Raw genomic sequence first — 26,483 nt, 5'->3', positions numbered from 1 at the left:
GGCCTCACCTGAATATCGCCCCATCTAGAAATGCACCCAGTTCCGCAGGCTGATCCAGGTCTTGCGATCCAGCCGATAGCGCTCGACCGGCACCTGGCCGGCGACGATCGAATTCAGCATGCCCTGGCCGGCATACTGGAAACCGCATTTGTGGATCACCCGGCGCGAGGCCGGATTGATGACCCGGGTCGAGGCATGCAGCACCTGGATCGAGGTCTTCTGGAAGGCGAGATCGACCAGCGCGTGAGCCGCTTCGGTCGCATAGCCCTTCTTCCAATAGGGCTCGCCGATCCAGTAGCCGAGCTCCAGCCCGCGATCGGTGGTGTTCAAGCCCGCGCAGCCAACGAAGGTGTCGGTGCCGGCCAGCGTCAGCGCATAGACGATGCCGGCGCGGCGCGACTTCGTCATGGCGAGGAAGGCGCGCGCCTCGGCCTCGCCATAGGGGTGCGGCATGCGCGCCAGCATTTCGGCGACATGGCGGTTGTCGGCAAGCTCCACCAGTTGCGCGACATCGTTTTCGCAGGGCGCCCGCATCACCAGCCGCTCGGTGACCAGCACCGGGCAGTCTATCGCGTAACTTTCGTCTTCGGTGTCTTCCGCTTCGGCAACCATTGAAAGTCCTCCAGGCACAAGAAAAAGGGGAGATGGAAACCCATCTCCCCTGATCCTTTTCCTGGTTTTGCCAGACACCGGTTCCCGAGATGGGCGCCGGTGTTCTAGTGCGGAACCGGCTACTCCGCGGCTTTGGTAATCGGATTGACCGATACGTAGGTTCGGCCGTTGGCTTTCTTGTTGAACATCACGGCACCGGATTCGAGCGCGAAAAGGGTATGGTCCGTGCCCATGCCGACATTGACGCCGGGATGCCAGGTCGTGCCGCGTTGACGAATGATGATGTTGCCCGGGATGACGGCTTCGCCGCCGAACTTCTTCACGCCCAGACGCTTGGAATGCGAGTCGCGACCGTTGCGCGACGAGCCGCCAGCTTTCTTGTGTGCCATCTAACTAACTCCGTTGCGCCGCAAGGCGCCTAAAAGGCCTTATGAACGCGTTCGCGTTCCGTTTCAAGTCCGATCCGGCGACCCAGTCGCCAGAAAAATTACTTCTTCGCCAGTTCCTTGGCCTGTTCGCGCCAGTCCTTGATCTGGTCGGCGCTGAACGGCATGTGCTCGTCGATCTTGGCGACGTCCTTTTCGGTCAGCTTGGCGAGCTGAGCGAAGGTGATGATGCCCTGCTCGGCGAGATCCTTGGCGGCGACCGGGCCGATGCCCTTGATCACGGTCAAATCGTCCGGCTCGCCCTTCGGCGCCTTGAACAGCGGCGCGGCGGCCGTCTCGGCCTTCGCCTCGTCCTTCGGAGCGGCTTCCTTCTTGGCCTTGGCTTCCTTCGGCGCGGCCTCGGCCTCGGAGGCCAGTTCGGCCTTGGCTTCCTTCTTCGGCGCCTTCACCGCTGCCGTCTTCGTCGGCTTTGCGCCACCCAGCAGGATCTCGGAGATCCGCACGGTGGTCAGAAGCTGGCGATGGCCGATCTTGCGGCGCGAATTCTGACGGCGGCGCTTCTTGAAAGCGATGACCGTGCGGTTCTTACCCTGCTCGACGACTTCCGCCGTGACCAGAGCGCCATCGACGAACGGCGCGCCGAACGTGACGTTTTCGCCCTCGCCATGCGCGAGCACGTGGCCGATCTCGACGATATCGCCGACATTGGCTTCGACTTTTTCGATCTTCAGGAGATCGTTGGCGGCGACGCGATACTGCTTGCCGCCCGTTTTGATGACTGCGAACATTTTTTGCCTTTCGCTGTTCGGTCGGCCTTGATGAACCGCCTCTGGCGGTTCGGCCGTCTTTTTGTCAGTCTGCGGGTTCAAAAAACAAGCGGCGCGGAAGAACCCTCCACGCCGATTGCGCGCTGTCCCTAACCGAAGGTTCGGCGCGAGTCAAGGCAAACGGCCCGATTCCCCGGCCCTGGCGAACCGGCCGGCATCGCCTGCCGGGGACGGGACGGTCTCGATCCCGCCCGGACCCGGACGGCAAGCTGAATTTCCCCGCGGATTTGGCCTTGTAACCTGCCCGTTCAGCCGTTATCTAGTGCGCCGCGCCGGCAACGGCCGACCATGACCGCGGAGAGGTGGCAGAGTGGTCGAATGCACCGCACTCGAAATGCGGCATGGGTGCAAGCCCATCGGGGGTTCGAATCCCTCCCTCTCCGCCACCGGCCCAGACGAAATTTCTAAGAAAATCAATCGCTTAGGAGCGGGTGGACCACACGCAATCGCCGCACATTAGCGGATTTGTTTCGGCAGAAGGCTTCCTTGGGAGGCGAGGGCCGGCAAACGGATTGATTCCGACCCTCACCGCCATGCCGGCCGGGATCAGCCGGCGACTGGCGTGTTGAGAAGCTGCTGCTCCCAAAGATACGCGATGCCGCTGCCGCCGAAGTGCTGGATGAGAATCTCGGTCAGCTCCTCGACATGCTCGGTGCGCGCCCAATCGCGTTGCCATTCGCCAGCGAGCGCCATCACGGTCATCACGTTCGCGCCGGCCGCGATCATTCGCTGGATGGCGACTTCGTGAGACTCCTTCGAAATCCCGCCCGACGCGTCGGTGATCACGGTCACGTCCCAGCCTTCGCCGGCTGCCTGGATCACAGGCATTGCGACGCAGACCTCGGTCCACAGGCCGGCGATGATCAGCTGCTTTCGGCCGGTCGCCTTGACGACGTTCACCACATTCTCGTCCTGCCAGGTGTTCACCCAGGTGCGATCGATGACTTCCTGGTCCGGAAATACGTCGGTGACCTGCTTGAAGAGCAGTCCACCGCGCGCCGCGATCACGCTGGTGAGAATGGTCGGAACATTGAAGGCTTTTGCCAGCTTCGCCAGCGCGGTCGTGTTGTTCACCACCATGTGCGGATCGTGGCTGTTCAGGTTTGCGAGCTGATAAGGTTGGTGATCGATCAGAACGAGGACCGAATCTTCAGGACGAAGAAGCGAATCGAGGCCGTTGCGAGGGGTCATCAAGACTTCCTTTCTCTGCCGCCATGGACGGCAATAGGTTCACGGGAGACATGCGCCGGCGGGCGACGTTGCCTGGACGCAATTTGCTGTTCCTCTTGGTGATGCGGTAGTGTCACATTCAGGCAAGCTGTGTCGCGAAATGAGGAACGCTGGATGGACATCGAAGACCTGCAGACATTCGTCGCAGTGGCCGATGCAGGGGGCGTATCGGCCGCCGCGCGCCGGCTCGGCGTCTCCAAGTCAATCGTCAGCCGGCGGCTCTTCAGGATCGAAGCCGAGCTTGGCGTCCAGCTCCTTGCACGAACAACCCGCGGCGCGGCACTCACGGAAGCGGGAATCACGTTCAGGGACCATGCGGCCCGGGCCAGCGCCGAGATCGACACCGCCAGGGAAACGATCCTCCCCACCGGCGAGCTGCGCGGCCGTTTGAGGGTCGCAATGCCGCTTACTTTCGGGGCGACTCACTTCGCCCCCGTGCTTGCGGAAATGGCGCGCCTGCATCCAAGACTTCACATCCATACCTCCTACAGCGATCGCTTCGTCGATCTCATCGCGGAGGGTTTCGATTGTGCGATCCGCGGCGCCTATCTTCAGGACTCCAACCTGATCGCGAAACGCGTCGGGCCGATCCATGGAAAGCTTGTCGCAAGCCCGGATTATATCGAGCTACACGGATCACCTGAGACCCCGGATGAACTCATCGCCCATCATGCCCTGATGCAGGGAACGGAAGGCTGGCATGGATGGCGGCAGGATTGTTACGGTTCAGCCGCAGGGCAGGTTCAAGGCCGACAGCGCCACGGCGCTTGCCGCGGCGGCGGCGGCAGGTCTCGGCATCGCCTGGCTCCCCGATTGCATCACATATGACTATGTCGCCTCGGGCGCGCTGGTCCCGATCATGACGCGCTATCCGGTACCTCCGGGGGCCGCATATGTCGTCCGCCCGCCGGGTCAGCATCCCACGCGGAAAGTGCGGGTGCTCACCGAAATGCTGACTGAGTATTTCAAACGGAACCCGGATCTTTGGGGTCTCGACGGCTAGGGAGGGCTATGGAGAGGAATAGAGTAGCTATAGTTCTCCGTTTCGTCGTTCTCGGCCCGCCATTCCATCGGGTCGCCTCGGATCCACCTCAAAGATGGCCCAAGGCCTGCAGGATGAGAACGCTCGAAAGAACGAGCAAGGCAAGACCATAGGATCGATCGATCCACACAGCGTTGGGGCCGGCCAGGAGCTTGACCGCCCGTGAGCCAAGGGTCGCGTAGAGCATCAGCACCAAGACATCCGCCACTGCGATGATGATGGCCAGGACGGCATATTGCATCGCAATCGGCTCATTGGTGTCGACGAAGGGTGGCAGGATGGCGGGGAAAAACAGCCAAGCCTCGGGGTTCGTGACCGCCACCACGAAGCAACGCAGAATGAGGGCCTTGATCGACTGGGTCTTTTGGAGAATGGCGGGATCGATGGCAGGTCGGGACGCGGTGGAGATGCGGAGCGTGCGGACCGCGACGAAAAGCAGATAGCCGGCGCCAACCATCCTGAGCGCCGAGAGATAAAGTTCCGAAGCCAGAAGAAGCGCGCCGAAGCCGAGCCCAACCATGCAGATGAGGACGAAGTCGGAAAGCACCACGCCGGCCATGGCGATGAAGGCGTTCCTGACGCCGTAGCGTGAGCCGTTGGTGATGGCCAGCACGACATCCGGCCCTGGAACCGCCATGCCGAGCACTGATACGAAGGCGACCGTCACGAGCGGCATGTTCTGCATGCGGCTGTGTAAAGTGCCCGGCACCGGTCTTCCGTAACCGATTTCACATAGTCGCCGTTTGCCTGGCGTCGAAGACCGGCCGCCCTTTGGGCGTCAGCCGAACCAACCCGGTTTCCTCCCACATTTCGTGTTTCTTGGACCGACGCGCCGAAAAAAGCGGCGCAATCAGAAAAAACAGCGTCGTCGGACATCGGATTCGTGCACGGCGTGACCAGCAACGCCATCGCGCCAGGCATGTTCGCCACCGAGACCAATGCCGCGATGGCGGCAGATCCCGATTTGGTTGCCTTCGCCCGCCAGCGGGTTCCGCTGCAGCGCTGGGGACAGCCGCGGGAAATTGCCGGTGCCGCACTTTTCCTCGCCAGCGACGCCGCGTCTTTCGTCAACGGGCATGTCCTGACCGTCGATGGCGGCATGTCGATACAGATGTGACGACTGCCGGCAAAGGATTTGGTGGGGCGTTCAGGCCGACCCATCGGACTGGTGCGCCGCGATTGCCGCGAGAAAGGCCTGGCCGAACTCCTTGAGTTTCGCCGCACCCACGCCATTCACTTCGGCGAAGGCGTGGAGATCGCGCGGGCAGCGTTCGGCCATGTCGATCAGCGTGCGGTCGGAAAACACCACATAGGCCGGCACCTGGCGCTCTTTCGCCAATCGCAGCCGCACGGATTTGAGCGTGGCAAGCAACGAAGCATCGACGCCTTCGGCTCCCGAAGCCTCGGCCGCTCGCATCTTGCGCAAGGCTCGGACGCGCACCTCGACGCGGTAGTGGAACGCCACCTCGCCCCGGCCGAGCGCATGACCCTTCTCGGCAATGGCGAGGCCGCCATGGCCGCTCGGGTCCGGTTCCAGGAAACCGCCCGCGACAAGCTGGCGGATCAGCGACATCCAGAAATCCTTCTTGTGCGCCACGCCGCTACCGAAGCTGGCGAGCCTTTCATGGCCCCTGGCCAGCACCTTCTCGGTTTCATGTCCGGTCAGGATGTCGATGACATGGGCGGCGCCGAAGCGTTCGCCGCTTTGCGCGACCGCGGCCAGGATGATGCGCGCCTCGGCGGCGCCATCGGCGCGCGGCACCTGGTCGAGGCAATTGTCGCAATTGCCGCAAGGCTGGGCTTCCTCGCCGAAATAGCCGAGCAGCACCTGGCGGCGGCATTGCGCCGTCTCGCAATAGCCGATCAGCGTGTCGAGCCGGCGATGCGAGCGCCTCTTGTGCTCGGGCGACGCATCCTCGTCGTCGATGAACAGCCGGCGCATGCGGATGTCGCCAAGGCCGAACAGCATATGCGCCTCGGCCTCCCGCCCGTCGCGACCGGCGCGACCGATCTCCTGATAATAGGCTTCGAGGCTGCCCGGCATATCGGTGTGGAAGACATAGGCGACATCGGGCTTGTCGATGCCCATGCCGAAGGCGATGGTCGCCACCATGACGACACCCGAGAGCGTCATGAACGCGTTTTGGTTCGCTTCACGCGCGTCCTTGCTCATGCCGGCATGATAGGCGAGCGCGGTGACGCCGTTCTTCTCCAGGAAAGCCGCCATCTCCTCCGTCTTCTTGCGCGATAGGCAATAGACGATGCCGCTGCGGCCGGGATGCCGCTCGATGAAGTTGAGCAGCTGGCGCTTGCTGTCCTGCTTGGCCGCGATGGCGAGCTTGATGTTGGGCCGGTCGAAACCCAGTACCAGCGTTTCGACACGCTCGGCGAACAGCCGGACGGCGATGTCGGTGCGCGTACTCTCATCCGCAGTCGCCGTCACGGCGATGATCGGCACTTTCGCAAAAATGCCGCGCAGCCGCGACAAATCCTCATATTCGCGCCGGAACGCCGGGCCCCATTGCGAAATGCAATGCGCCTCGTCGATCGCGATCAGGCTGACGTCGAGCCTGGCGAGCGCCTCGAGCATGCGCTCGGTCATCAGCCGCTCCGGCGCCAGGTAAAGCAGCCGCGTCTGGCCAGAAGCCACGCGGCGCCAGGCCGCGACATTGGCCTCGCGGTCGAGCGAGGAATTGATCGTGTCGGCGGCGACGCCTGCCAGCCGCAAGGCGGCGACCTGATCCTGCATCAGCGCCACCAGCGGCGAAACGACGATGGTGAGCCCGCCCAGGACCAGCGCCGGCACCTGGTAGCAGAGCGACTTGCCCGCCCCCGTCGGCATCACGGCCAGCACATGGCGCCCGCCGAGCAGCGCGTCCATGACATCGGCCTGGCCGGGTCGGAAATCGTCGAAGCCGAACACGTCCTTCAGGACGCGCCGCTTGGGATCCTCCGCCCGCATGCTCGCTGCCTGTGCCGGCATCAGGCTGACACCGGGCGGCGAGCGATTTTTCGGGGATTGGAGAGGATGTAAAAACCGGTCAAGAGACTCTCCGAGTTCCACTTTGGAGTAGCGCAGCTATCCTCGGAGCACAACCGGAACAGGTTGCTCTTCGCCTTTCGTTGGTTCGAATCCGGGCTGCGCAGCGGCCCCGGCCGACATGCCGCCGTCGGCTCAACCTATTCGCCACCCGCCATTGACCGGTATAACCGCACCGGTGACGAATGAGCCGGCCTCCGATGCCAACCAGAGCACCGCGCCGGCGATATCGGCCGGTGTCCCTGGCCGCGCCATTGGCGTCTCGGCGACGATCGCGGCGATGCGATCTTGCGGCCAGCCTCCGGTGAATCCGGTATCAGCGATGAACCCCGGCGCGACGGCGTTTGCCGTGATGGCGCGCGGAGCCAATTCGCGGGCCAGCGCATAGGTCAGGCCATGCAGGCCGGATTTCGCGGCCGCATAGGCCAAGCTGCCTGGCCGGCTGCCGCCGGTCTGCGCACCTATCGAACCGATGTTGATGACGCGGCCTCCCGGACTTGCAAGCAATGGTGCCGCGACGTGCGCCATCAGAAAACTACCTTTCAGATTGGCGTCAACGAGGGCATCCCAATCGGCCTCAGCCTCCTCGATCGGAGTCGAGAGGCTGACGCTTCGCGTGAAGCCGGCGGCGTTTACGAGGACGTCCACCTTGTTCAGCTGGGTCAACGCCTCCTGAACCTCACGACGTCGTGGGAGTGCGATATGTCGAATACTATTTATGTGCCTCGACGATATGATAAAGATATCGCATGCTGAGCTTGCGCCAATTCCAGCAATTCCTCGCCGTCGCCGAAACCATGAGTTTCCGGCGAGCGGCTGAGCATCTGAACATGGCTCAGCCGCCGCTCACCGCCACGATCCGGCAAATGGAGGCGGAACTGGGCGTTCGCCTGTTCGAGCGCACCAACCGGATCAACAGTCTGACGGCGGCAGGAGAAGTGCTGCGCGACGAGGCGCAAAGAACGATCGACCAGGCCGAACGCGCCGTGGCGCTCACGCGACGTGCTGGCACTGGGAGATTGGTTCGCTGCGCATCGGTTTTGTCGCTAGCGCTGTGAGGCAATTGCTGCCGACCCTGATTGCCGAATTCCGGGAAAGTCAGCCGGGAGTTGTGCTGGAACTCGAGGAAGCCCCTTCGGCTCGGCAGATCGCGGCACTTCTGGAAGACCGCATGGATCTCGGGATCGTTGCTCTTCCACTCCCATCCGGGGCCGAGCCACGTATCTTGACGCAGACGATAGTCAGGAGCCGGCTGGTCGCGGCCATTCCAGCCCGCCACCCTCTGGCCAATGCACAGCACACTCCGCTCACCTTGGCCGCGCTCGCTGACGAAGGCTGGGTTCTCTTTCCAGCCGCGGAAGGCCCTGGCCTTCATTCGACAATCCTGCGGGCTTGCGCTCAAGCCGGTTTCACGCCACGGATTGTCCAGCGTGCGGTTCAAATGGAAACCATTGTCGGTCTGGTGGCGGCCGGGCTTGGGGTCGCGCTTGTGCCGAGCCTGTTTGCCGAGACAGGCCGCGAGGGCGTGGTGTTTCGGGACTTGGTCGGCCACGGCTCGCCTATTGCCTACGAAGTCGCCCTGGCACGGCGCAGGGGCAACAATCTTCCTGCGCTGGAGGCATTTATCCAAACGGTGCTTCGGGTAGTATCTTTGCGATAAATCCGTCGGTCACATTCCTGGTCGGCCGAAAGCATCAGCGCATCCGTCGCAGCCTGCCCACTTCGAGACGCGCCGGCAGAGGGCGCGCCTTCCCCTGCGACACCTGCACCCCGCTGGATTCCTTCACGCGCTAGGATGTAAGCTTCGTCAGGCGAGCCAGGGAGGGCACGATGCTGCAGGTGAGACAGGACATCCTCGGCGAGCGGTTCCATCTCCAGCGCGGGGCCTTCGAGAAGCAGCCTTTTCCCGACATCGACGTCCGCAAGGACCGCCTGAACCGCCTGCTGGCGCTGACCGAGCGGCATGAAGCCGACATCTGCGCGGCGATCGACACCGACTTTGGCGGCCGCTCGACGCATGAGACGCGCCTTGCCGAACTGTTTGTCGTGCGTGCCGGTATCCGCCACGCCCTGTCCCACCTGAAAGGCTGGATGCGGGAGCGCCGTGTCGCCACCGCCTTGCCGTTCCTGCCAGGCAAGAACCGCCTCGTACCGCAGCCGCTCGGTGTCGTCGGCATCGTCTCGCCCTGGAATTACCCCTTCCAGCTCGCCGTCGCCCCGGTCACGGCAGCCCTTGCCGCCGGCAACCGCGTGCTCGTCAAGCCGTCGGAACTGACACCCGCTTTCTCGGAGCTGCTCGCCAAACTCGCCGGCGAGCATTTCGCCCCCGATGAGCTCAGCGTCATCACCGGCGATGCCGAGATGGGCAGGGCCTTCGTGTCGATGCCGTTCGATCATCTGCTGTTCACCGGCTCGACCGCGGTCGGCCGCCAGGTCGCGATCGCGGCGGCCACCAATCTGACCCCGGTCACGCTCGAACTCGGCGGCAAGTCGCCGGCGATCTTCGATCCGTCCTGCGATCTCGACGCGGCGACAGCCAGCATCGCCTATGGCAAGCTTTTGAATGCCGGACAGACCTGCATCGCACCGGACTATCTGCTGGTGCCCAAGGGACAGGCAGGCACTGTCGCCGCCAGGCTCGCAACGGCGATCGCGCGGCTCTACCCCTCCCTGCGCGACAACCCCGACTACACCGCCATCATCAGCGATCGGCACTACCAGCGCCTGCGCGACATGATCGCCGAGGCCCGCGATGCCGGCGCCGATGTCACGGAAATCAACCCGGCCGGCGAAGATCTCGGCACCACCAGCCGCAAGCTCCTGCCGACACTGGTCGGCAATGCCAGCCCGGACCTGCGGCTGATGCGCGAAGAGATCTTCGGGCCGGTGCTGCCGATCGTCGAATACGCCACCGTCGACGAGGCGATCGACCATGTGAACCGGGCCGACCGTCCGTTGGCGCTCTACTGGTTCGGGCGCGACAGCGGCAACCGCCGGCGCATCCTGCACGAAACCGTCGCCGGCGGTGTCACCATCAACGACTGCATGCTGCATCTGGTGCAGGAGAACCAGCCCTTCGGCGGCGTCGGCGCCAGCGGCATGGGCGCTTATCACGGGCAATGGGGTTTCCGCACCTTCAGCAAGGAGAAGCCGGTCTTCTTGCAGTCGCGCCTGAGCGCAGGCGCCCTGCTGCGCCCGCCCTATGGCAAGACGTTCGAACGGCTTTTCAGCCTGCTTCAGCGGATCACCTAATCAAACGCCGTGATCTCAGCGCATTAAGTTTATATTCACCATCATTCGGCAGGTTTCCAATCCTGCGGTGAATGTTTTGAGTACCGCGGCGCCACAAGCGCCCAGGCAACAAACCCGCGCTCCTTGGGGCGCGGGTTTTCATTTTTGAAAACCGTCGCCAAGCCGGCCCGCTTCCAGTGTTTTGACACCGTGCACTGGACCGGACGCAACGATAATGCCGCTGGCGGTCTCGAGGATTTCCGTCCTGCCATCGATGATCGCCTCGAAGCGGCCTAAGGCGAAGCGGATTCTAAGGCAAAACCCGCACGGCGGCCGGTCCGTTCTCGCCATTTTCCTGGTGTGATCCCGGTGACGCGTTTGAAGGCGCGACTGAATGCGGCCTCGGATTGATACCCTACGCCGGCAGCGATACTTGCGAGACTTTCATGGCCGAAACGCAGGCGCTCGCCAGCCAGTTGAATCCTCCAACCCGTCAGGTATTCGATCGGCGGGCGGCCGAGCAGCGCGTTGAACCGCTCCGCAACGATCGTGCGCGATGAGCCAACCTTGTCGGCAATCTGACCGACGGTCCAATGGCGCGCTGGATCGGCGTGGAGAAGCTGCAACGTCCTTCCGACAATCGGATCGTTCAGCGCGGCGAACCAACCCTTTGAGCCGGGTGGAAGCCGGGCAACATGGCGCCTCAGCAGTTCGACGAACAGAAGCTCCATGAGCCTTCCAAGCATCGCCTGTGAACCCGGCGCCGCCGCCGCGACATGCAAATCGATTTCCCGCACCGTCGAAGCGATCAGGGCGCCTATCTTGTTCTCCGACATCTTCTCTACGATGAGCGCCGGAAGTGTGCGGAACACCGGCGCGAACAGGAATTCCGAAGACTCGAGGAAGCCGCAGATCATGCGCAATTCGTCACCGCCGCCGCCGTAGTTGACGGTCCACATTCCTTCGATCCGACCGGGCTGCACAATTTCTCCGGCCGCAGCCATCACCAGCGGCTCACCCTTCCAAAACCTGTGATGGCCAGCGAATGGCAGGAACAGCAGATCGCCAGCAGTGACTTCTCGCCGCTCGCCATTTGCGGCCTCGAAAGTGCAGTTACCCGCTACGATGAAATGGAAAATGCTTATGTGGCGCAGGCAGGCCATGGGGCTGACCGGGTCATAGTATTTCGGGGCCACGACGCCGAACGGCGCGCTGAAGCAGGCGTTCAGAAAGACGGAGCCGGTCAGCCTTACGGCTTTCAGCATTTCCGACAGCAGATCCGGTCCATGGTCCGGCGTCCCTGTATGTAAATCCGATGTTGCAGTCATTGCTGAACCTGAAGTCTGGCGGCTACACCTCCAGAACGCTGCAGCTCGACAGATTAATCCCGCGTCACCCGATGCGCGCTTGGCAAAAAAAGACTTTTCTGCAAACCAATGGAGACACCAGGATGTTGAAATTAGCCTGCATACTTGCACTTCTGCTGGCTGGAACAGCGCCCCTGCTTGCTGATGATATGCCAATGAATGCCGACGGCATCAAATGGGGTCCTGCTCCTGCCGTCCTTCCAGCTGGCGCACAGTTCGCGGTTGTTGCCGGCGATCCGTCAAAGGACGGCATCTATGTGCTGCGGCTGAAGATGCCCGCGGGCTACAAAATTCCCGCGCACAACCACCCTACCTCGGAATATGTGACGGTGATTTCCGGCAATTTTCATATCGGAATGGGTGACAAGCTCGATGAGGCGAAGGGCATCGAACTGACGGCTGGCGGTTTCGGCGTTGCCCCGGCTGGAATGAACCACTTCGCTTGGACGACGAGCGATACGATTGTCCAGGTTCACGGCGAGGGGCCCTTCGAGATCACCTACGTCAACCCGGCGGAAGATCCGAGTAAGAAGTGACGATTCACCGGCCACCTCCATCGATGGCGGGCCCGCGCCTCTCCGGAGGGGTGCGGACTTTTCCTTTGCGAGATGTGCTGGAGCAAAGCGGCGCGGGCGCCTTTGGCACGTATTGATTTCCGCTCGATCAGGCGAGGAAATCGGCCCTGTGGGGCGTGAAGCTGTCGACCAGCCGCCCTGCTTCCAGTGCCTTGACGCCGTGCACCAGACCGGATGGCACGATGAAGCTGCCGCCAGTCTCGACGATCTCGGTACGGCCATCGATCGTCACCTCGAAGCGACCTTCGGCGACATAGCTTGCCTGGACATGCGGGTGCGAATGCAGGGCGCCGATGCCGCCTTTGTCGAAGCCGAACTCGACCAGCATCAGCTCGTCGGTATGGAGCAGAACGCGCCGCCTGTTGCCATCCGGCGTCGGCGTCCAGACGCCCTCGCCGGCATGGGCGAAAATCTTCTTGGTCATCGTTGTCTCCTTGGCTATCGCGCCAGCCAGCCGCCATCCACCGGCACCACCGCGCCATGCATGTAGTTCGATGCCGGTGCCAGCAGGAAGACGGCGGCGTCGCCAATGTCTCCCGGTTCGCCCCAGCGGCCAGCCGGGATGCGACCCAGTATGGCGGCACTGCGGTCGGGATCGGCACGCAGTGCTTGCGTGTTGTTGGTCTCGATATAGCCTGGCGCGATGGCGTTGACGTTGATGCCCTTCGATGCCCACTCGCAGGCAAGCAGCCGGGTGATGCCGAGCACGCCATGTTTCGAGGCGGTGTAGGACGCAACACGGATGCCGCCCTGGAAACTCAGCACCGAGGCGATGTTGACGATCCTGCCCCGGCGTCCGCCGGCAAGGACGCGCCGGGCGAAGGACTGGCAAAGCAGGAAGGTGGTCTTCAAATTGACGTCCATGACGTCGTCCCAATCGCTCTCGCTGAGATCGACGGCATCGGCGCGCCGGATGATGCCGGCATTGTTGACCAGCCCGTCGAGCGGCCCGTTTTCTTCCCAGACCCGATCCAGCATCGGGCCGGCATCCGCAGTGTCGGCAAGATCCGCCTTCACCGCCTCGAATTGTCCGCCCAGGGCGGCGATCCTGCCTGCCGTATCATCCATCGACGAGCGGCCGACGCCGACCACCGCACCGCCGGCACGGGCAATCGAAATGGCGATGCCCTGACCGATGCCTGTGTTGGCGCCGGTGACCAGGATGCGCTTGCCGGCCAGGCTGAAGGCGGAAAGATCGCTCACCGCAAATCGTCCATCGCCACCGGGTCGACATCGGTATAGTCGACATTGTCGCCGGCCATCGCCCAGATGAAGGCGTAGTTCGAGGTGCCGGCGCCCGAGTGGATCGACCAGCCCGGCGACAGCACCGCCTCCTCGTTGCGCATGACGATGTGGCGTGTCTCGTCCGGCTCGCCCATGAAGTGGAAGACCCGCGCCGTCTCCGGCAGGTCGAAATAGAGATAGGCCTCCATGCGCCGGTCGTGCACATGGCACGGCATGGTGTTCCAGATCGAGCCCGGCGCAAGCTGCGTCATGCCGACGACGAGCTGGCAAGTCTTTGTTCCGTCGGCATGAATGAACTGGAAAATCGAGCGTTCGTTGCAGGCCTCCTTGCTGCCGAGATCGAGCCGCTTGGCGTCGCCGAGGCGGATCAGCCGGCTGGGATGGGCCTGGTGGGCCGGCGCGCTGAGCAGATAGAATTTCGCCGGCGTGTCTTTTTCGGCGGAGGCGAACGACACGTCGCTACTGCCCATGCCGAGATAAAGCATGTCGCGCGTCTGCAATTCGAAGGATTGGCCGCCTGCTTTCACGCTGCCGGCGCCGCCGATGTTGACGACGATCAGCTCGCGGCGGTCGAGGAAATTCTTGGTCCCAGTCGGCTTGATCGTTTCCAACGGCAGCGGCGCTCCGACCGGCACGGCGCCGCCGACGATCATGCGGTCGTAATGGGTGTAGGTCAGGCTGACGCGGCCGGGTCGAAACAGGTCTTCAATATGGAAATTGTGCCGCAATTCATCGGTTCCCATCGTCGCGGCGGCGGCCGGATCGATGGCGAAACGCGAGGTGAAGTCGGTATGGCTCTGGCTCATGATTGTCCTGGCTTGCAATGGGGTTATTCGCCGGCGGCCCTGACCGTATCGGCATAAAAAGCCTGCCTGGCGTGCAGGCGCTCGCGGTAGCGCTGCTGGCTGGCGGTGAGGTGCTTGCGCATCGCCTCGCGCGCGGCTTCGGCGTCGCCTGAGGTGATCGCGTTCAGGATAACCAGATGCTCACGCTGCAGCCCGCGTTGGTAAGAGTCGGACTGCGCCAGTTCGGTCGACCAGGGCGAGGTCACGTCGCACGGAATGGCACGCCGGCCGAGCACGTCGAGCATCTCGACATAGAACGGATTGTTGGTGGCGCTGGCGATGGCGCGGTGGAAGGCAAGGTCGGCGGGCCCGGTCGGCTCGCTGGCGAGCAGCAGCCGCTCGAACTCGAAGAAGGCCTCCTGGATCGCCGCCTCCTGCGCGGCGTTGCGGCGGATGGCGGCGAGCCCGGCCGATTCGATCTCGATCGCCAGGCGCACTTCGAGCACGTTGAGAGCGATCGAATCCTTGGCTCCCATGTCGGCGGCCAGCGCCCCGAACATCGTCGAGATGTGCTCGGTGACGAAGACGCCGGCGCCCTGGCGCGGCTCGACAAGGCCGTCGGCGGCAAGCTTGGCCAGGGCCTCGCGGATGACCGTGCGGCTGACGCCGAAGGTCTCGGTCAGCTGCCCTTCGGTCGGCAATTTGTGGCCGGGCAGGATTTCCCCCGCCTGCAACTGCCTGCGGATCGCCGCGATGACGGTCTCCGACAGTTTTGGTTTTCTTTCGACCCTGAGGTCGGCGACGGTATCGGACACGTGACCTCCTAATGGAACGGACCCGGTGGTGGAAAAGGCCCCCTTAGTGAAAAGGCCCCCTAGTGGAAAAGGCCCCTAGTGGAAAAGGCTGGGCAGCCACAATGAGATTTCCGGAATGTAGGTGACCAGCATCAACACGGCGAAGGCTGCCCCGTAGAAGGGCCAGATCGAGCGCATCGCCGTCCAGATCGGGATACGCCCGATGGCGCAACTGACGAACAGCACCGCGCCGACCGGTGGCGTGCACAGGCCAATGCCGAGATTGAGGATCAGGATGACGCCGAAATGCACGGGGTCGACGCCATAGGCCATGACCACCGGCAGGAAGATCGGCGTCGTGATGATGATCAGCGGCGACATGTCCATGAACGTGCCGAGGATGAGCAGCACCACATTGATCAGCAGCAGGATGACCAGCTTGTTGTCGGACACCGACTGGAGGAAGGCGACCAGCGCCGCCGGCACCCTGAGATAGGCGAGCAGCCAGCCGAAGGCCGCGGCGCAGCCTATGATCATCAGCACCATCGCCGTGGTGCGCACCGCGGCGCTGGTGGCGGCGACGAAGTCGTTCCAGCTCATCGAACGGTAGATGATCAGCGTCACCAGGAAGGCGTAGACGATGGCGATGCAGGAACTTTCCGTGGCGGTGAAGATGCCGGAGCGCACGCCGCCGAAGATGATGCCGATCAGGACGAGGCCGGGGATGGCGGTCACGAGCAACTGCAGGGCTCGGCCGAAGCCGGCGAACGGCTCGGTCGGGTAGCCGCGGCGGCTCGCGACCCAATAGGCGGTGACCATCAGCGACAATGCCAGCAGCAGGCCAGGTATGACGCCTGCCGTGAACAGGTCGGCGATCGAGATCCGGCCCCCGGCCGAAATCGAATAGATGATCATGTTGTGCGAGGGCGGAATCAGCAGCGCGATGATGGCGCCGACCGAGGTGATGTTGACGGCATAGTCGATGCCGTAGCCGCGCGCCTTCATCTGCGGGATCATCAGCCCGCCGACCGCCGATGCATCGGCCACCGCCGAGCCGGAAATGCCGCCGAACATGGTCGACGCCGCGATGTTGACCTGGCCCAGGCCGCCGCGCAAATGACCGACCAGCGAACCGGCCAGCGCCACGAGCCTGGCGGCGATGCCGCCACGCACCATCAGGTCGCCGGCGAAGATGAAGAACGGGATCGCCATCAGCGAAAACACGCTGACACCGGAGTTGAGGCGCTGGAACACCACCAGCGGCGGCAGGCCCAGCACCAGCACGGTGGCGAAGCTGGCGACACCGAGGCAGAACGCGATCGGCGTGCCGATGACGAGCAGGAAGACGAAGGTGCCGAACAGGACCGTCAGGGCCATCTAGAGATCCTCCTCGCCCGTGGCGTATTGGTCGGCATCGACGGGCAGACCGGCAAAGCGCCCGGCCAGCCGCTCCAGGGAGAACAGGCAAACCAGCGCGCCGCCCAGGACGACCGGCAGGAAGCCGACGCCGCCCGGGAGATCGAGCGACGGCATCACCGTGTTCCAGGTCAGCCTGGCGAGCTGGACACCATAGACGATCATGCCGAAGCCGAAGGCGAGCACGACGACGTCCGAAATGCTGCGCAGCACCGCCTTGGCCGAAGGCGGCAGGAAATAGAGCAGCACGTCAAAACCCAGATGCGTGCGCTCGCGAACGCCGACGGCGGCGCCGAGGAAGATGAACCAGCCCATCAACAGCACGGCTGAGGATTCGGTCCAGCTTGGCGAACTGTTCAGGACATAACGCGAGAAGACCTGCCAGAAGATGATCACCGTCATCAAGGTCAGTCCGGCGCCGCTGACCCACAGTGCGAGCCTCGACAGCTGTGCCAACAGCCGTTCGGTGCCCAGCCAGAACGCCTTCAAGCCACCCTCGCTCGACGGCGGCGCGGAAGTCCGCGCCGCGCCCGGTTCGCCGGCTTCCATTATTTCGTCGCCTGGATGCGGGCGGCGAGGTCCTTCAGCGCCGGCGTTGACAGATACTTGTCATAGACCGGCTTCATCGCGTCGATCAGCGGCTGCTTGTCGATCTCGCTGACCTTGACGCCGGCGGCTTCGACGATGTCACGCGACTTCTTTTCCTGCGCGTCCCACAGTTCGCGCATCTTGACGACGCTGTCCTTGGCCGCCTGGCGCACGATCGCCTGGTCTTCCGGCGATAGCTTGTCCCAGCTTGCCTTGGCCATGACAAGCACTTCCGGGACGATCTGGTGCTGGTCCATCGTATAGTGCTTGGCGACCTCGTAGTGCTTGGCCGATTCGAAGCTCGGCCAGTTGTTCTCGGCGCCGTCGATGACGCCTGTCTGCAAGGCCGAATAGACCTCGCCATAAGCCATCGGCGTGGCGTTGGCGCCCAGCGCATTGACCATGTCGACGAACACGTCCGACTGGATGACGCGGAACTTCATGCCCTTCATGTCGGCCATCGAGGCGATGTCCTTCTTGGTGTTGTAGAAGGAACGCGCGCCGGAATCGTAGAAGGCCAGGCCGACGAGGTCATGCGCCTCGAATGCCTTGAGGATCTCGTCGCCGATCGGCCCGTCCATGACATGGCGCATGTGGTCGACCGAACGGAAGATGTAAGGCAGCGACGGCACCGCCGTCTCCGGCACGATGCCGTTGAACGGTCCCATCGAGACGCGGTTGAGGTCGATGACGCCGGTCTGCGTCTGCTCGATCGTGTCCTTCTCCTCGCCGAGCTGCGCCGAATGATAGACCTCGACCGAATAGCGGCCGTCGGTGCGCTGCTTGATCAGCTCGCCCATGTATTTCACCGCCTCGACGGTCGGATAGCCATCGGGGTGCGTGTCGGCCGAGCGCAGCACGGTTTCGGCGTTGGCGATGCCGATCAGCAGCGAGCCGAAGGCGAATGTGACCGCTGTTAATTTCGAAAAATGCAACATGACTTCCTCCCTTTAAAATCAAGGCGCCCGGCTCAGAGCCGGTACGCCTTCTTGGCAAGCGTGTAGGCAAGCTCCTTGGCCAGCTCATGCGCCTCGTCCTCGCGCAGCCGGTGCTCGGCGACGAGGCGCGCCAGGAACGCGCAGTCGACCCGACGCGCCAAATCGTGGCGGGCGGGTATAGATGGAAAGGCACGGGTGTCGTCGTTGAAGCCGACGGTGTTGTAGAAGCCGGCTGTCTCCGTCGTCATCTCGCGGAAGCGGCGCATGCCTTCCGGGCTGTCGTGGAACCACCAGGCCGGCCCGAGCTTCAGCGCCGGATAGACGCCGGCCAGCGGCGCCAGTTCACGCGCGTAGCTGGTCTCGTCGAGCGTGAAGAGGATGACAGTGAGATCGCGCGCAAGCCCGACGCAGTCGAGCAGCGGCTTCAGCGACGTCACATAGTCGGTCCGGGTCGGGATATCGAAGCCCTTGTCGCGCCCGAACTTCCGAAAGATATCGGGCGAATGGTTGCGCCAGGAGCCGGGATGGATCTGCATCACCAGCCCGTCGTCCCGGCTCATCTTGGCCATCTCGGTCAGCATTTGGGCACGGAACAGTTTTCGCTCGCGCTCGTCGTCGGAGCCGCGGCGGACGCGGCTGAACAGCTCCTGCGCCGCGGCGTCGGAAAGATTGGCGGTATCGGCCGTCGGATGGCCATGATCGGACGAGGTCGCGCCAAAGCTTTTGAAGAAGGCACGCCGCTGGCGATGCGCGTCGAGATAGCCGGCCCACGTGCCGGTATCGCAGCCGGTGATTTCGCCGAGCCGGTCGAGATTGGCGGAGAACCCCTCGAAATCGGGATCGACGACCGCATCCGGCCGGTAGGCGGTGACGACACGGCCTTCCCAGCCGCTGTCGCGGATCATCTGGTGCCATTTGAGATCGTCGAGCGCGCCTTCGGTCGTCGCGATGACCTCGATGTTGAAGCGCTCGAACAAAGCGCGCGGGCGAAGATTCTCCCACTGCAGCACAGTCGCGATCGTGTCGTAGTGGCGGTCGGCCGTCTCGGCACTCAATGGCTCTTCGATACCGAACAGATCCGCCAGCACATGGTCGAACCACAGCCGGGTCGGCGTGCCGCGAAACAGATGATAGTGCTCGGCAAAGCGGCGCCAGATCGTCCTGCCGTCGGTCTCCACCGGAGCGCCGTCGAGGGTCGGCACGCCCAGATCCTCCAGCCGCACGCCCTGGCTGAACAGCATGCGGAAAATGTAGTGGTCGGGCACGATGAGCAGTTGCGCCGGGTCGGGGAACGGCTCGTTCAGCGCATACCAGCGCGGATCGGTGTGGCCGTGCGGGCTGACCAGCGGCAGGTCCTTGATCCCGGCATAGAGATCGCGGGCGATCGAGCGCGGATGCGCCTCGGCTGGAAACAGCAAATCCGCATTGGTCAGTGCCACGATGATCCTCCCGAAGGCGCTATCGGTAGGATCGGCAGGAAGTAATGTCAACATACAAAAATTGGATTGTTGTATGATGACTTTTGCAGCCATTGTGTGGCAAGAGATCGGGTGTTACGTCGCTCGCCGACCCCATGCCGAGGCCATCCATGCCATCCGACCAGACCAGCCGCGCCACGACGACCAAACGCCTCTCCGCCACAACGCTACAAGCGCTGCCGGCTTCGGTCGCGACACCTTCCTACGACCGGGGCCGCATCACCCCGGGCATCGTGCATCTCGGTGTCGGCGCTTTCCATCGCGCCCATCAGGCAGCCTATGTCCACGACTGCCTGACGGCGGGCGAGACGGACTGGGGTATCATCGGCGTTTCCTTGCGCAGCCCCGACACGCGCGATGCGCTGGCGCCACAGGACGGGCTCTTCACGCTGGCGATCCGCAGCAGCGGCGAGGAGGAGCTCCGCGTCATCGGCTCGATCGGCTCGATGCTGGTGGCGCCGGAAGACCCCGGTGCGGTGCTGGCCGCGCTGTCCGATCCGCGCACCCGGATCGTCACGCTGACCATCACGGAAAAGGCGTATCTGAGGGCAGCGGGCGGCGGACTGGACGCCGCCCATCCTGACATCGTCCACGATCTGGCAAATCCGCAAGGACCCAGGACTGCGCATGGTTTTCTGACCGAGGCGCTCGCCCGGCGGCGTGCCGCTGGCACACCGCCTTTCACCGTGCTGTGCTGCGACAACCTGCCGGCCAATGGCGCAACACTGCATCGCCTGCTGATCGAATTCGCGGAATTGCGCGATGCCAGCCTGGGCGCGAGCAACGACACCAGACTCGCCGGCCATATCGCCGACGAGGTCGCGTTTCCCTCCAGCATGGTCGACCGCATCGTGCCGGCGACCACCGACGCCGACCGGGCGCGGATCGCCGTCGAGCTTGGCGTCGAGGACGCCTGGCCGGTCATGACCGAGCCCTTCCGCCAATGGGTGATCGAAGACAATTTTTCGGCGGGACGCCCGGCCTGGGAAAAGTTCGGCGTCACCATGGTCGGGGATGTCGCCCCGTACGAGGACATGAAGCTCAGGCTGCTCAACGGCGCGCATTCGGGCATCGCCTATCTCGGCCTGCTCAGCGGCCATGCCACCGTCGACCGCGCCTTTGCCGATCCGGCGATCCGGCAATTCGTCGACGCGCTATGGGCCGAAGCCATTCCGACCCTCCCCGAGGATGCCGGGCTCGACACCAAGACCTATACCGCGGAGCTCGCCGAGCGTTTTTCAAACACCGCGCTCGCCCACCGCACCGCGCAGATCGCCAATGACGGCAGCCAGAAACTACCGCAGCGTATTGTTGCTTCGGCCGTGGAGTGCATGGAAGCCGGCACTGAATTTGTGCATCTCACGCTTGTGGTGGCTGCCTGGATCGCCGCCTGCGCGGCGCGGGGTAAGACCTTACCGGAGGGCCATTTCACCGATCCGCTCGACGGACCGCTGACGGCCCTTTTGAGCGAGCAACTGCCGGCGAATGAAACCGTGACGGCGGTGTTCGACTTGGCTGGCTTCGCTAAGGATCACGCCGAGCGCCAGACGCTGATCGGACTCGTGGCCGTGCATCTCGTCCACCTGCGACGGGATGGTCCGACCCTGGCCTTCGCTGCCTTGGGAATATAGAAAAAGCGGGCAACGCCCGCTTTTCAGTCAGTCAGTCAGTCAATCAGTTTGGTGCGGATTTCAGGCCGGCAGGATGGCGCCTTCCAGCGTGGTGAGCTGGCTGAGAAACTGTTCGGCCTTGCTGCGCGCCTGGTCGTCCTTGGCGTCAGCGGCGTCTTCCTTGGCTTCCTGGATGCGGCGCGCGAGATCGGCACGATCGACATCCTTCACCGCGACGGCCGATTCCGCCAGCAGCGTGCAGCCGGCCGGAACGATGTCGGCAAAGCCGCCGAACACGACATAGCGCTCTTCGCTGCCAGACGCATTCTTCACCGTGACGACACCGGGCTGGATCGTGGTCATGACCGGCGCGTGATGCGCCATCACGGTCATCTCGCCTTCGGCGCCCGGAATGACGACCGATTCGACCTCGGCGGAAACCAGAAGGCGCTCCGGAGAAACCAGTTCGAACTTGAAAGCTTCAGCCATGATCCATTTAGCGAGTAGGGAATAGTGAATAGCGAGTAGGGAAAGAAGACCCGCTCAACCCATCAATCCCTATTCGCTACTCCCTATTCGCTATTCGCTTCTTCTTACGCCGCTTCAGCCGCGAGGCGCTGTGCCTTCTCGACCGCTTCCTCGATGCCGCCGACCATGTAGAAGGCGGCTTCCGGAAGGTGATCGTAGTCGCCGTTGCAAAGGCCCTTGAAGCCTTTGATGGTGTCGGCGAGGTCGACCAGCTTGCCCGGCGCGCCGGTGAACACTTCGGCGACGAAGAACGGCTGCGACAGGAAGCGCTCGATCTTGCGGGCGCGGGCCACCGTCTGCTTGTCCTCTTCCGACAACTCGTCCATGCCCAGGATGGCGATGATGTCCTGCAGCGACTTGTAGCGCTGGAGGATCGACTGCACCTGGCGGGCGACACCGTAGTGCTCTTCGCCGACAACCATCGGGTCGAGCATGCGCGAGGTCGAATCCAGCGGATCGACCGCCGGGTAGATGCCCTTCTCGGCGATGGCGCGGTTCAGCGTCGTCGTCGCGTCAAGGTGGGCGAACGAGGTCGCCGGCGCCGGATCGGTCAAGTCGTCGGCGGGCACGTAGATGGCCTGCACCGAGGTGATCGAGCCCTTGGTGGTGGTGGTGATGCGTTCCTGCAGCGCGCCCATGTCGGTGGCGAGCGTCGGCTGATAGCCCACCGCCGACGGAATGCGGCCGAGCAGAGCCGACACTTCCGAACCCGCCTGCGTGAAGCGGAAGATGTTGTCGACGAAGAACAGCACGTCCTGGCCCTGGTCGCGGAAATATTCGGCGACCGTCAGGCCGGTCAGGCCGACGCGGGCGCGCGCGCCCGGCGGCTCGTTCATCTGGCCATAGACGAGGGCCGCCTTGGAGCCTTCGCCGCCGCCCTTCTTGTTGACGCCGGATTCGATGAACTCGTGATAGAGATCGTTGCCCTCGCGGGTGCGCTCGCCGACGCCGGCGAACACCGAATAGCCGCCATGCGCCTTGGCGATGTTGTTGATCAGTTCCTGGATCAGCACGGTCTTGCCGACGCCGGCGCCGCCGAACAGGCCGATCTTGCCGCCCTTGGCGTAGGGCGCCAGGAGGTCGAGCACCTTGATGCCGGTGATCAGGATCTGGGCTTCCGTCGACTGCTCGACATAGGTCGGAGCCGGCTGGTGGATGGAGCGCATCTCGATCGCGTCGACCGGGCCCGCTTCGTCGACCGGCTCGCCGATGACGTTGATGATGCGGCCGAGCATGCCCGGGCCGACCGGAACGGTGATCGGCGCGCCGGTGTCGCGCACTTCCTGGCCACGCACCAGGCCTTCGGTGGAGTCCATGGCGATGCAGCGCACGGTGTTTTCACCGAGATGCTGGGCAACTTCGAGCACCAGGCGGTTGCCGACATTGGTGGTCTCGAGCGCGTTCAGGATCGCCGGCAAATGTTCGCCGAACTGAACGTCGACGACAGCGCCGATGACCTGGCGGACCTGGCCGACAACGCCGGTTGCCTTGCTCGCCACAGCCGGTGTCTTGGCCGAAGCGGCCTTGGCCGGAGCCGCCTTCGCGGCTGCCGCCGGAGCCTTTGCAGCCTTCGCGGGGGCTGCGGCCTTCGCGGCTGCCGTCTTGGGTGTTGCCTTCTGGGGGGTCGCTGCTTTCGCCATCGTCTTTACCCTTTTTCGTCCTTTGTTTCTCACGCGGTCCGCTCGCGGGCCAAATGGCCCCGGACCGCGCCTAGAGCGCCTCGGCGCCCGAAATGATTTCGATCAGTTCCTTGGTGATCTGCGCCTGCCGCTGACGGTTGTAGGTGATCGACAGCTTGTTGATCATGTCGCCGGCGTTGCGCGTCGCATTGTCCATGGCGCTCATCTTGGCGCCCATCTCGCCGGCCGCGTTTTCGAGCAGCGCCCGGAAAACCTGCACCGAAATGTTGCGCGGGATGAGGTCGGAAAGGATTTCGCCCGGCTCCGGCTCATATTCATAGACGGCATTGCCGCCATCATTTGCCTCGGCCGGAGCCGAAGCGACGCCTGCCGGGATGATCTGCTGCGCGGTCGGGATCTGGCTGATCACCGACTTGAACTGCGAATAGAACAGCGTGCAGATATCGAAGCCGCCCTCGTCGAAGAGGTGGATGACCTTCTTGGCGATCGCGTCGGCATTGACGAAGCCGAGCGTCTTGACCTCGCGCAGATCGATGCGCTCGAGGATCATCGAGGCATAGTCGCGGCGCAGGATATCGAAGCCCTTCTTGCCGACGCAGATGATCTTGACCTGCTTGCCGTCGGCCAAAAGCCTGCGGATGTGGTCGCGGGCATGACGGGCGATCTGCGAGTTGAAGCCGCCGCACAGGCCGCGCTCCGCGGTGCAGACGACGAGCAGGTGCACGTCGTCCTTGCCGGTACCGGTCATCAGCGCCGGAGCATCGCCGCCGCCGCCGATCGCCTGGGTGATGTTGGCCAGCACGGAACCCATGCGCTCCGAATAGGGGCGCGCCGCTTCCGCGGCCTCTTGCGCACGGCGCAGCTTCGCCGCGGCGACCATCTGCATCGCCTTGGTGATCTTCTGCGTCGCCTTGACCGAGGCGATACGGTTACGAAGGTCTTTTAATGAAGGCATGCTTCAAACCTGATCCCGTCTTGTCGCTTCGCTCAAGCGAAGGTCTTGGCGAAAGCGTCGATCTCGGCCTTCAGCTTGGCGCGCAGATCGTCCGACAGCGCCTTTTCCTTGCGGATGGCGTCGAGAACGTCCTTGCCCGCCGCACGCATGTGGCTGAGCAGGCCGTGCTCGAACTTGCCGACCTGGTTGACCGGCAGCTTGTCGAGATAGCCGTTGACGCCGGCGAAGATCACCGCGACCTGCTCTTCCGTCTTCAGCGGCGAGAACTGCGGCTGCTTCAGGAGTTCGGTCAGGCGCGATCCGCGGTTGAGCAGGCGCTGCGTGGCGGCGTCGAGATCGGAACCGAACTGCGCGAAGGCCGCCATTTCGCGGTACTGCGCGAGCTCGCCCTTGATCGAGCCGGCAACCTGCTTCATCGCCTTGATCTGCGCCGACGAACCGACGCGCGACACCGACAGGCCGACATTGACGGCCGGGCGGATGCCCTGGAAGAACAGGTTGGTTTCGAGGAAGATCTGGCCGTCGGTGATCGAGATCACATTGGTCGGGATGTAGGCCGACACGTCGTTGGCCTGCGTTTCGATGACCGGCAGGGCGGTCAGCGAGCCATTGCCCAGATCGTCGTTGAGCTTCGCGGCGCGCTCGAGCAGGCGCGAGTGCAGGTAGAAGACGTCGCCCGGATAGGCTTCGCGGCCCGGCGGGCGGCGCAAGAGCAGCGACATCTGGCGATAGGCGACGGCCTGCTTCGACAGATCGTCGTAGCTGATCAGCGCATGCATGCCGTTGTCGCGGAAATATTCGCCCATGGTGCAGCCGGCGAACGGCGCCAGGAACTGCATCGGTGCCGGATCGGACGCGGTGGCGGCGACGATGATCGAGTATTCGAGCGCGCCGCGCTCTTCCAGCACCTTGACGAACTGCGCGACGGTCGAGCGCTTCTGGCCGACGGCGACGTAGACGCAGTAGAGCTTTTCCTTCTCGGGACCGTTGTCGTGCACCGACTTCTGGTTGAGCATCGTGTCGAGGATGATGGCGGTCTTGCCGGTCTGACGATCGCCGATGACCAGCTCGCGCTGGCCGCGGCCGACCGGGATCAGCGCATCGATAGCCTTGAGGCCGGTCGACATCGGCTCATGCACCGACTTGCGCGGGATGATGCCGGGCGCCTTGACGTCGACGCGCTTGCGTTCGACCGCCTTGATCGGACCCTTGCCGTCGATCGGGTTGCCGAGCGCGTCGACGACGCGGCCGAGCAGGCCAGGACCGACCGGAACGTCGACGATGGCGCCGGTGCGCTTGACGGTGTCGCCTTCCTTGATGTCGCGGTCGGCGCCGAAGATGACGACGCCGACATTGTCGGCTTCGAGGTTGAGCGCCATGCCGCGGATGCCGCCGGGGAATTCGACCATTTCGCCGGCCTGGACATTGTCGAGGCCATAGACGCGGGCGATACCGTCACCGACGGACAGCACCTGTCCAACTTCGGAGACCTCGGCCTCCTTGCCGAAATTCTTGATCTGGTCTTTCAGAATTGCGGAAATTTCCGCGGCGCGGATGTCCATCAGCCGACCTCTTTCAGTGCAAGCTTGAGCGAATTGAGTTTGGTTTTGAGCGACGTGTCGATCTGGCGCGAGCCCATCTTGACCACCAGCCCGCCGAGCAGCGACGGATCGACGGTGACGGAAATGGCCACATCCTTGCCGGCAACGCTCTTCAGCGTCGCCTTGAGTTCGGTCTGCTGCGCCGCGGTCAGCTCATGAGCCGACGTCACTTCGGCAGCGGTCTCGCCACGATGTTCGGCGGCGATCTGGCGGAATGCCCTGATCATGCCGGGCACGGCGAACAGGCGCCGGTTGCGGGCCACGACGCGCAGGAAATTGCCGGTGAGGCCGGTAATCCCGGCCTTGTCGGCGATCGCCGCGATGGCCTTGGCCTGGTCCTCGCTGGAGAACACCGGGCTGTTGATCAGCCGGGTCAGGTCGGCGCTGCCCGCGAGCATCGCCTCGAAACTGTTGAGGTCGGCTTCGACCTTGGCCACGGAATTTGCCTGCAGCGCGAGTTCGAACAGCGAACCCGCGTAGCGTTCTGCGACACCTGAGATTGGCGATGACGATTGAGCCACGGACCGTCTTTTCTCTTGTCTGACAGGCCGCAGATTGTTGGCGCGAGCAAAAACTCTGGCTAAATCTTTGACCT

26 protein-coding genes, 1 tRNA gene and 3 pseudogenes are annotated in these 26,483 nt (G+C 63.6%); 8 read left to right on the top strand and 22 right to left on the bottom strand.

Going from position 1 to position 26,483, the window contains the following annotated elements; translation table 11 throughout:
- Window positions 1-24: 24 nt before the first annotated feature.
- The 3 genes from FJ978_RS17095 to FJ978_RS17085 all read right to left on the bottom strand — a co-directional run bounded on the left by FJ978_RS17095 (window position 25) and on the right by FJ978_RS17085 (window position 1,786).
- On the bottom strand, window positions 25-612 hold the full coding sequence (locus tag FJ978_RS17095) for a GNAT family protein (protein WP_013892456.1): 588 nt from the start codon (window positions 610-612) through the stop codon (window positions 25-27).
- A gap of 119 nt (window positions 613-731) precedes the next feature.
- Window positions 732-1,001, bottom strand: coding sequence for a 50S ribosomal protein L27 (gene rpmA / locus FJ978_RS17090; protein ID WP_013892455.1), 270 nt, complete (start codon window positions 999-1,001; stop codon window positions 732-734).
- A gap of 98 nt (window positions 1,002-1,099) precedes the next feature.
- On the bottom strand, window positions 1,100-1,786 hold the full coding sequence (locus FJ978_RS17085; RefSeq protein ID WP_023777598.1) for a 50S ribosomal protein L21: 687 nt from the start codon (window positions 1,784-1,786) through the stop codon (window positions 1,100-1,102).
- A gap of 335 nt (window positions 1,787-2,121) precedes the next feature.
- On the opposite strand from FJ978_RS17085, the gene FJ978_RS17080 reads away from it, so the two are divergent.
- A tRNA-Ser gene (locus FJ978_RS17080) sits at window positions 2,122-2,211 on the top strand.
- Window positions 2,212-2,371: 160 nt separating this feature from the next.
- Here the strand turns inward: FJ978_RS17080 and FJ978_RS17075 are convergent.
- Window positions 2,372-3,016, bottom strand: coding sequence for a hydrolase (locus FJ978_RS17075; RefSeq protein WP_140573028.1), 645 nt, complete (start codon window positions 3,014-3,016; stop codon window positions 2,372-2,374).
- A 153-nt stretch (window positions 3,017-3,169) separates the two neighbouring features.
- Between FJ978_RS17075 and FJ978_RS17070 the strand changes: the two are divergent.
- Window positions 3,170-4,058, top strand: a pseudogene (locus tag FJ978_RS17070) (LysR family transcriptional regulator).
- 88 nt (window positions 4,059-4,146) lie between these two features.
- Here FJ978_RS17070 and FJ978_RS17065 read toward each other — a convergent pair.
- Window positions 4,147-4,806: a LysE family translocator gene (locus FJ978_RS17065; protein ID WP_246678158.1), complete on the bottom strand. Its 660-nt coding sequence runs from the start codon at window positions 4,804-4,806 to the stop codon at window positions 4,147-4,149.
- Window positions 4,807-4,953: 147 nt separating this feature from the next.
- Here FJ978_RS17065 and FJ978_RS17060 point away from each other — a divergent pair.
- A pseudogene (locus FJ978_RS17060) lies at window positions 4,954-5,214 on the top strand (SDR family oxidoreductase); the annotation flags it as partial.
- Between the two features lie 30 nt (window positions 5,215-5,244).
- On the opposite strand, the gene recQ reads toward FJ978_RS17060, so the two are convergent.
- A complete protein-coding gene (gene recQ, locus FJ978_RS17055) occupies window positions 5,245-7,080 on the bottom strand; it encodes a DNA helicase RecQ (protein WP_140573027.1) in 1,836 nt (611 codons plus the stop codon).
- 192 nt (window positions 7,081-7,272) lie between these two features.
- A complete protein-coding gene (locus FJ978_RS17050) occupies window positions 7,273-7,803 on the bottom strand; it encodes an SDR family oxidoreductase (protein ID WP_246678157.1) in 531 nt (176 codons plus the stop codon).
- Between the two features lie 92 nt (window positions 7,804-7,895).
- On the opposite strand from FJ978_RS17050, the gene FJ978_RS32975 reads away from it, so the two are divergent.
- From FJ978_RS32975 to FJ978_RS17040, 3 genes are all read left to right on the top strand, one after another.
- Window positions 7,896-8,195: a LysR family transcriptional regulator gene (locus tag FJ978_RS32975; protein ID WP_210241445.1), complete on the top strand. Its 300-nt coding sequence runs from the start codon at window positions 7,896-7,898 to the stop codon at window positions 8,193-8,195.
- A gap of 5 nt (window positions 8,196-8,200) precedes the next feature.
- Entirely contained in the window at window positions 8,201-8,797 is a 597-nt protein-coding gene (locus tag FJ978_RS17045) for a LysR family substrate-binding domain-containing protein (protein WP_246678156.1), read from the top strand.
- Between the two features lie 170 nt (window positions 8,798-8,967).
- Complete coding sequence (locus tag FJ978_RS17040) at window positions 8,968-10,389, top strand: coniferyl aldehyde dehydrogenase (protein ID WP_140573026.1); 1,422 nt, start codon at window positions 8,968-8,970, stop codon at window positions 10,387-10,389.
- A gap of 138 nt (window positions 10,390-10,527) precedes the next feature.
- Here FJ978_RS17040 and FJ978_RS33235 read toward each other — a convergent pair.
- Window positions 10,528-10,668: pseudogene (locus FJ978_RS33235) on the bottom strand (cupin); the annotation flags it as partial.
- Window positions 10,662-11,696 (bottom strand): AraC family transcriptional regulator, encoded by a 1,035-nt coding sequence (locus tag FJ978_RS17030; protein ID WP_013892444.1) that lies wholly within the window; start codon window positions 11,694-11,696, stop codon window positions 10,662-10,664. The gene FJ978_RS17030 and the pseudogene FJ978_RS33235, both read right to left, overlap by 7 nt.
- Between FJ978_RS17030 and FJ978_RS17025 the strand changes: the two genes are divergently transcribed.
- Entirely contained in the window at window positions 11,684-12,271 is a 588-nt protein-coding gene (locus FJ978_RS17025; protein ID WP_245265057.1) for a cupin domain-containing protein, read from the top strand. The two genes, FJ978_RS17030 and FJ978_RS17025, sit on opposite strands and share 13 nt — an antisense overlap.
- A gap of 127 nt (window positions 12,272-12,398) precedes the next feature.
- On the opposite strand, the gene FJ978_RS17020 is transcribed toward FJ978_RS17025, so the two are convergent.
- The 8 genes from FJ978_RS17020 to uxaC form a co-directional block, all read right to left on the bottom strand.
- Window positions 12,399-12,734 (bottom strand): cupin domain-containing protein, encoded by a 336-nt coding sequence (locus FJ978_RS17020; RefSeq protein ID WP_013892442.1) that lies wholly within the window; start codon window positions 12,732-12,734, stop codon window positions 12,399-12,401.
- A 14-nt stretch (window positions 12,735-12,748) separates the two neighbouring features.
- Window positions 12,749-13,513: a 2-dehydro-3-deoxy-D-gluconate 5-dehydrogenase KduD gene (gene kduD, locus FJ978_RS17015; RefSeq protein WP_013892441.1), complete on the bottom strand. Its 765-nt coding sequence runs from the start codon at window positions 13,511-13,513 to the stop codon at window positions 12,749-12,751.
- Complete coding sequence (gene kduI, locus FJ978_RS17010; protein ID WP_013892440.1) at window positions 13,510-14,361, bottom strand: 5-dehydro-4-deoxy-D-glucuronate isomerase; 852 nt, start codon at window positions 14,359-14,361, stop codon at window positions 13,510-13,512. Before kduI ends, kduD begins: the two co-directional genes overlap by 4 nt.
- A gap of 23 nt (window positions 14,362-14,384) precedes the next feature.
- Complete coding sequence (locus FJ978_RS17005; protein WP_013892439.1) at window positions 14,385-15,155, bottom strand: FadR/GntR family transcriptional regulator; 771 nt, start codon at window positions 15,153-15,155, stop codon at window positions 14,385-14,387.
- A gap of 75 nt (window positions 15,156-15,230) precedes the next feature.
- Entirely contained in the window at window positions 15,231-16,511 is a 1,281-nt protein-coding gene (locus FJ978_RS17000; RefSeq protein ID WP_013892438.1) for a TRAP transporter large permease, read from the bottom strand.
- On the bottom strand, window positions 16,512-17,099 hold the full coding sequence (locus tag FJ978_RS16995; RefSeq protein WP_013892437.1) for a TRAP transporter small permease: 588 nt from the start codon (window positions 17,097-17,099) through the stop codon (window positions 16,512-16,514).
- Window positions 17,099-18,076, bottom strand: coding sequence for a TRAP transporter substrate-binding protein (locus tag FJ978_RS16990; RefSeq protein WP_013892436.1), 978 nt, complete (start codon window positions 18,074-18,076; stop codon window positions 17,099-17,101). The genes FJ978_RS16995 and FJ978_RS16990 overlap by 1 nt, the downstream gene beginning before the upstream one ends.
- Before the next feature lie 32 nt (window positions 18,077-18,108).
- Window positions 18,109-19,518, bottom strand: coding sequence for a glucuronate isomerase (gene uxaC / locus FJ978_RS16985; RefSeq protein ID WP_041164543.1), 1,410 nt, complete (start codon window positions 19,516-19,518; stop codon window positions 18,109-18,111).
- A 146-nt stretch (window positions 19,519-19,664) separates the two neighbouring features.
- Between uxaC and FJ978_RS16980 the strand changes: the two genes are divergently transcribed.
- The gene (locus FJ978_RS16980; RefSeq protein ID WP_013892434.1) at window positions 19,665-21,185 is read left to right on the top strand and encodes a mannitol dehydrogenase family protein; all 1,521 of its coding nucleotides are present in this window, start codon (window positions 19,665-19,667) and stop codon (window positions 21,183-21,185) included.
- Window positions 21,186-21,245: 60 nt separating this feature from the next.
- On the opposite strand, the gene FJ978_RS16975 is transcribed toward FJ978_RS16980, so the two are convergent.
- The 5 genes from FJ978_RS16975 to FJ978_RS16955 form a co-directional block, all read right to left on the bottom strand.
- Entirely contained in the window at window positions 21,246-21,653 is a 408-nt protein-coding gene (locus tag FJ978_RS16975; RefSeq protein WP_013892433.1) for a F0F1 ATP synthase subunit epsilon, read from the bottom strand.
- A gap of 104 nt (window positions 21,654-21,757) precedes the next feature.
- On the bottom strand, window positions 21,758-23,332 hold the full coding sequence (gene atpD, locus FJ978_RS16970) for a F0F1 ATP synthase subunit beta (RefSeq protein WP_013892432.1): 1,575 nt from the start codon (window positions 23,330-23,332) through the stop codon (window positions 21,758-21,760).
- Window positions 23,333-23,402: 70 nt separating this feature from the next.
- A complete protein-coding gene (locus tag FJ978_RS16965; protein ID WP_013892431.1) occupies window positions 23,403-24,287 on the bottom strand; it encodes a F0F1 ATP synthase subunit gamma in 885 nt (294 codons plus the stop codon).
- Window positions 24,288-24,319: 32 nt separating this feature from the next.
- On the bottom strand, window positions 24,320-25,849 hold the full coding sequence (atpA, locus tag FJ978_RS16960; RefSeq protein ID WP_013892430.1) for a F0F1 ATP synthase subunit alpha: 1,530 nt from the start codon (window positions 25,847-25,849) through the stop codon (window positions 24,320-24,322).
- Complete coding sequence (locus tag FJ978_RS16955; RefSeq protein ID WP_013892429.1) at window positions 25,849-26,409, bottom strand: F0F1 ATP synthase subunit delta; 561 nt, start codon at window positions 26,407-26,409, stop codon at window positions 25,849-25,851. Before FJ978_RS16955 ends, atpA begins: the two co-directional genes overlap by 1 nt.
- Between the last annotated feature and the right edge of the window lie 74 nt (window positions 26,410-26,483).

Source organism: Mesorhizobium sp. B1-1-7 (assembly GCF_006442705.1).
Taxonomy (GTDB): Bacteria; Pseudomonadota; Alphaproteobacteria; order Rhizobiales; family Rhizobiaceae; genus Mesorhizobium; species Mesorhizobium opportunistum.
Note: the sequence above shows the minus strand (reverse complement) of the source record. Positions and strands in the feature narration are given on the sequence as shown.